The organism is Vibrio makurazakiensis, assembly GCF_050337375.1.
GTDB classification, from domain to species: domain Bacteria; phylum Pseudomonadota; class Gammaproteobacteria; order Enterobacterales; family Vibrionaceae; genus Vibrio; species Vibrio makurazakiensis.
On record NZ_JAKJSW010000248.1, the window covers coordinates 1 to 5,612 of the forward strand.

General features: G+C 42.4%; 7 protein-coding genes. All 7 read left to right on the forward strand.

The window, feature by feature from the left end; all coding sequences use genetic code 11:
- On the forward strand, positions 1-660 hold a 660-nt coding region (locus tag L4C33_RS19105; RefSeq protein ID WP_428813994.1), incomplete at its 5' end, for a bacteriophage T4 gp5 trimerization domain-containing protein.
- A 28-nt stretch (positions 661-688) separates the two neighbouring features.
- The gene (locus L4C33_RS19110; protein WP_428813995.1) at positions 689-1,261 is read left to right on the forward strand and encodes a DUF6931 family protein; all 573 of its coding nucleotides are present in this window, start codon (positions 689-691) and stop codon (positions 1,259-1,261) included.
- Positions 1,258-1,557, forward strand: a complete 300-nt coding sequence (locus L4C33_RS19115) for a PAAR domain-containing protein (protein WP_428813996.1) — start codon at positions 1,258-1,260, stop codon at positions 1,555-1,557. The genes L4C33_RS19110 and L4C33_RS19115 overlap by 4 nt, the downstream gene beginning before the upstream one ends.
- Before the next feature lie 553 nt (positions 1,558-2,110).
- On the forward strand, positions 2,111-3,544 hold the full coding sequence (locus tag L4C33_RS19120; protein WP_428813997.1) for a type VI secretion system protein TssA: 1,434 nt from the start codon (positions 2,111-2,113) through the stop codon (positions 3,542-3,544).
- Between the two features lie 34 nt (positions 3,545-3,578).
- Positions 3,579-4,100, forward strand: a complete 522-nt coding sequence (locus L4C33_RS19125) for a type VI secretion system tube protein Hcp (protein WP_428813998.1) — start codon at positions 3,579-3,581, stop codon at positions 4,098-4,100.
- Positions 4,101-4,119: 19 nt separating this feature from the next.
- Positions 4,120-4,623 carry a type VI secretion system contractile sheath small subunit gene (gene tssB / locus L4C33_RS19130; protein ID WP_428813999.1) on the forward strand — a complete coding sequence of 168 codons (504 nt, stop codon included), beginning with the start codon at positions 4,120-4,122 and terminating at the stop codon, positions 4,621-4,623.
- Positions 4,623-5,612, forward strand: a 990-nt coding sequence (tssC, locus tag L4C33_RS19135) for a type VI secretion system contractile sheath large subunit (protein ID WP_428814000.1), incomplete at its 3' end; no start/stop codon positions are given. The genes tssB and tssC, both read left to right, overlap by 1 nt.

Here is a 5,612-nt window from a genome sequence, read left to right on the forward strand (position 1 = left end):
ATTACAGGCAGCGTTTATAACAGTAAGAACCCGCCGCCTTATAAAGAAGCGAACTCAACAAAAACAGGAATCAGTACCAAGCTACAAGGGCTTGCAAACGAACTCTATTTTGATGATAAGAAAGACAATGAGCTGCTTTATATGCACGCAGCCAAGGACTTAACTACCGAGATAGAAAATAATTTAACGGAAACCATCAAAGGCGAAGTTGCTCAAACTGTTACTAAACAGGTCGTTGTAAAGACGGAAGACAACTACTCACTGACATCAGCAAAAGCGATCAGTGAAAAAGGGAAATCTATTTCACTCGAAGCTGACGACACCATTGAACTGAAAGTAGGTTCAAGCAAAATTGTAATGTCATCTTCTTCGATAAGTATTGAAGCAAGTAATATTGACGTAAAAGCAAGTAGCGCACTAACTCTCGAAGGCATGAACGTCACAAGCAAAGCTACTTCGGCTCATAAAATCTCTGGTGCAACTAGTGCGCTTGAAGCAACCAGTTCAAATAGCATTAAAGGGTTAAGTGTTGCAATTAAAGCCGACACTACATTATCAGCCGAAGGGTCACTCAGTGCTGAGTTCAAGTCTGGGCTGAAAGGAACGTTTGACGGAGGCGTTATGGGTGAACTCAAAGGCGCGATTGTTAAAGTAAACTAACTCAAATCGCAGATAAATTGAGAATAAAATGTATAAAAAAATACCTTACAAGACAGGCAGACAGTTACTCGATAGATTCTCAAGCTCTGATGAAGCTCAAGCACTTGTCACTGAAGATTTACCAATTAAAGAATCAATCGATGTACTTGTTGAGAATAAGCTGTATTTCGATCTCATTCAGTTTTTAGCACATGGCTTACCAGTACGAGAAGCTATTTGGTGGGCAGCTCATTGTCTAGAGGTTAGAAATGATGTCTGGTCTAGCATGCAAACTCAATGCATCAACACTGCTAAACAGTGGGTTAAGTCCCCTTCAGAAGAGCAAAGACGTAAGAGCGAGCTATTCGCGAATCGATTGAACTTAAATTGTGGGCCATCTTGGTTAGCTCAAGCCGTATTTTGGAATGGATCGGGAAGCATAGTGTCTCCCGACTTACCTGCTGTAATGCCTGACCCTTTCTTGTATTCAAAAGCAGTAGCGGGATCAATTAACCACTCAGCAGCGCTACCAAATTGGCAAGGAACCGAAGAGTATTATTTGAAAGCAACTGAACTTGCTCTAGAAATAGCTCGTGGCAGTAACGGAGAAGAACAGTCATGACACTTGCTGCCCGTCTTACTGATATGCACGTTTGCCCAATGCAGACACCAGCAGTTCCCCCTATCCCACATGTAGGGGGGCCAATCACCGGCCCTGGAGCACCTACTGTTCTGATTGGAAGTATGCCTGCTGCAACTATGGGGGATATGTGTGTATGCGTCGGCCCACCCGATAGCATAATTAAAGGTAGTGCGACTGTATTAATCAACAATAAACCCGCAGCTCGTATGGGTGACACAACAAGCCATGGTGGAACTATTGTTCTTGGCATGCCAACGGTTCTTATCGGAGGCTAAAAGTTCTTAGCTTTCAATTGCTAATCTAACCGCTTTTTTGAGGCAGTAACGGCTACTGCCGATAAGAGCAACCTCACACATAATTTGTACTCATCGTAAATCCTCCGCGTTCATCCAGACTCATTTCGGACTCTTCTAAGCTATTCTAAAAGTGGATTTTTAACATCCAATATCTGGGATAGACATCCCAAAAATTACCTCGAATATCCAACAGTACGTCTTTCCATAAGCTAATCTTAAAGCACGAACAAGATCGATAACAACCTTGCAAACTTTATAACATGACACCCAGTATCTTTATATTTAATACCACTATATGAGTAATAAAATCAAAACCTTACACAGCCAGTGGATTTTATAATTGTGATCTTGATCGCCTTTTAAGGCTAAATCCCATTTTTTTTGTATCGAAGGTTACATTAATTAAGACATTTCAAAAAAAAACCCTAGAATTAATAAATGTTAACAAGTGTTTACAATATGTGTGCACGATAAAAGCAAAACATATCAATTGCGCCCAGACCATAATAAATAAAAATACCACAGGACGTATATGACGGAAATTGAACGCCTAATTGTTCCAATCTCAGAATCAGAGCCTTCAGGTTCGTACCTCAAATTAGACCGCAGTGCATACCGTGGCTTGAGAAACAGCTATAACACTGCTCAATCTTCATTCCGTCAGCTAGTTGAAACACCAGACGCTTCATCCGATCCTGTTTTAGTCGAGACCAATATTGAAAATTGGACTGATCTTCGAAATGTAACCGAAGATACTATTGTCACCAAATCCAAGGATATTGAAATTCTTGGTTGGTACCTTACAAGTCAATTATTTACTAACCAGCCATTTGAAAATTTAGCGACAGCGCTCCCTTCGCTAAATGCCCTAGTTGACGTTTTTTGGGATACGCTAAATCCAACCCCACCTGAAGCTAAAATCAAAGCATCAGACGATGCAGGTAAAGCTCGAGAAATTGTCGAATTCAGAACTCGACCTTTGCTGCAGCTCGTGGGTGAGTCAGTAGACTCAACTTCCTTTTATGTTCCTTTCCAAATGGTCGGCTTAATTGGAGACATCACATTTGGTGATTACTTACTTGCAGAGCGTAAAGGCAATCTTGCAGCGCTAAAAGAAACTGCGCTTCAATCTTTTGATGACATAGCTCAAGAAACATTGCAGCATTTGGTTTCAATTCATTCTGAATTAGAGTCAGCTGAAAAGAACATTGCAGAAAGGTGTCAGGCGGTAGGGGCAACAGTAATTAGCTTTAGCTACGTAAAAACAAACGTCCGAGACCTAATCAACGCTATTCATTTTCTGGTAGGTGAAAAGTTTACTTTTTGGCCCGTTGATAAGAACTACCACCTCATCGAGCCAAACAGTTCCCAGCCCGACGCTGCGCAAGCTCCAATGGAAAATTCGGACACAGCAACGCCAACGAATAGCGAGTTGTCAATTTCTAAGGCTGCACCTCAATCTAGCCCAGATGTCACTCAAACTACGTCTAATGTAACGAACGGTAACCCTCAGGTTATTACTCAAGTTTCGGCAACAACAATCAACGGTATTGTTAGCCGAGATCATGCATTCCAAGAAATTAGAAAAATCGCCGATTATTTCAAAGAAACAGAACCACATAGCCCAATATCATTTTTACTCGAACGCTCAATCCGCTGGGGCTATATGAGCTTGCCAGAGCTTCTTCAAGAAATGATCGGTGGCGAAAAGAATGTTCTAGAACAAATAAATCAAATGACGGGAATGAACCAACTCGATAAAACAGATCTGTCGGGCAAAGTGGTTCCTATCCCCTCTCATGAGCAGGCTTCTCAAGTAGGAACTGTTCAGACAACAAACACAACTCAAGAGCCTTTGGTATCCGTACCAGCTCAAGACAGTGTACAAAACACAACTGATACAACTCAAACCAATGATCCAACAACGAATGAATCGTCTAGCAACTTGCAAGACTTCGAATGGTAAAAAATAACTTTATGCGTTAAGCAAGGAGAAAGTAATGGCTTCTATTTTTATGAGAATCGATGGTACAACCCCAAAAGGTGCAGCAACAGTAGAAAAGATTGGGGGCAAAGATGGTTTCTTCGCGCTTGATAGCGTTTCTTGGAGTGCTGTCCGTGGCGTCGGTATCGATGTTGGTAATGCGAACAATGCTGACCAAGGTATGGTTGCACTGGGTGAAGTAAACCTGACTCGTGGCTGCGATGGTGCGACTCCGTACCTAACCACTTTCCTTTACGCTCCAGGTGGCGAAGGTAAAACAATTGAAATCGTAATGACTAAACCTAACCGTGAAGGTTCAGGCGCAGATCCTTATCTAATCCTTACACTTAAAGCTGCTCGTATGTCTAGCTACAACATGGCTGCAACTGACGGTTCATTACCTAACGAATCTTTCAGCCTAACGTACACAGAAATTTCTAAGGCTTACTACATCGAAGGCGAAGGCGGCAAGATTGAGAAAGGTCCTGAAGTTGGTTTCGATGCTACTACAGCTAAAGTCACTTCAACCGCTAAGTAATTGATCAAGGAGAGTTACCGTGGCACTGAATTCCCAACATAAACGCGTAAGTAAAAACCGCGTAAGTATTACCTATGACGTTGAGACCAATGGCGCAGTAGAAACCAAAGAGCTCCCTTTTGTTGTTGGGGTGATTGGTGACTACTCTGGTCATAGACAAGACAAAGAAGAAGTAGAAGATCGTACTTTCTACAACGTTGATAAAGATAATTTCGATACGGTTATGAAACGTGTTGGTCCAGAACTATCACTTAAAGTTGATAATGTTCTAGCTGATGATGATAGCCAATTCGAAGCAAGCCTTAAGTTCGGCTCGATCAAAGACTTTGAACCAGAAGCAATTATTGATCAAGTCGAGCCCCTTAAAAAGCTTGTTGAAACTCGTAATCAGCTGAAAGTACTTCTTTCTAAAGCCGATCGTTCGCGCGACTTGGAAAAATTGCTCAAAGAAGTTTTACAGAGCGCAGATACGATTAATGCCCTTTCTGACGAACTTGGCATTAAAGAAGAAGGAGCTGAGTAATGAGCACAGAAACTGAAAATCAAGCGCAACCCSAAGCAGCGGAAGGTTCCCTTAGCTTTTTGGACCGTGCGATAGAAGCGACCACTCAAACTCCAGCTGATACAACGAAAGAGCTTTTCTCTGTTCTAACAGAACAAGCTCTTTCAGGAACGGTTACCTGGGATAAAAACGTTACTAAAACGATTGAGAACGCAATCTCTGAGATCGATAAAAAGCTTTCTAAGCAGCTTTCACAAGTAATGCAACAAGACGACTTTCAAAAACTTGAAGGTTCTTGGCGCGGCTTGCAAAAGCTAGTTAAAGAAAGTGAGCTTGGCCGCGATCTTAAAATCAAAATGGTCGACTTCACTCAAGAAGAGTTACTAGACCAGTTTGAAGACGCACCAGCTATCGACCGTAGCCCACTATTCAATGCTGTTTACCAAGATGAGTTTGGTACAGCTGGTGGTGAACCTTACGGTACTTTCATCGGTGATTACGAGTTCAGCGCTAAAGACGAAGACGTAGCACTTTTACGCTACATGGGTGAAGTTGCAGCTGCGTGTCACGCACCATTTGTAGCGGCCGCAAACGCAGAAATGTTTGAGTTTAATGACTTCCAAACATTCTCTGAAGGTAAGCCTGTTGCTGCTGGTTTTGATTCTCCTGCATACGCGGCATGGAACTCATTCCGCGAAAGTGACGACGCACGTTACGTTACTTTAACGCTACCTCGTACCCTTGCTCGCCTACCTTATGGTGACAAAGGTCTAGGCACGGACGTATTTGCTTACGAAGAGCTTGCTACTGATATGGATGGCAACCCTAAACCAACTAGCAATAATGAATTGGTTTGGTCAAACGCTGCATACGAGCTAGGTCTTAAAATGACTCAAGCTTACACTGCGTCAGGTTGGTGTACATCGATTCGTGGTTTGGATAACGGCGGTAAAGTAGAGAACCTACCGAACCTAACGTACAAATCTGAAGCCGGTGATCTACTTCAGCAA

Coding starts and splice junctions, on each gene's coding strand:
- L4C33_RS19110 (WP_428813995.1), top strand. CDS start 689: ATGTATAAAAAAATACCTTACAAGACAGGCAGACAGTTACTCGATAGA.
- L4C33_RS19115 (WP_428813996.1), top strand. CDS start 1,258: ATGACACTTGCTGCCCGTCTTACTGATATGCACGTTTGCCCAATGCAG.
- L4C33_RS19120 (WP_428813997.1), top strand. CDS start 2,111: ATGACGGAAATTGAACGCCTAATTGTTCCAATCTCAGAATCAGAGCCT.
- L4C33_RS19125 (WP_428813998.1), top strand. CDS start 3,579: ATGGCTTCTATTTTTATGAGAATCGATGGTACAACCCCAAAAGGTGCA.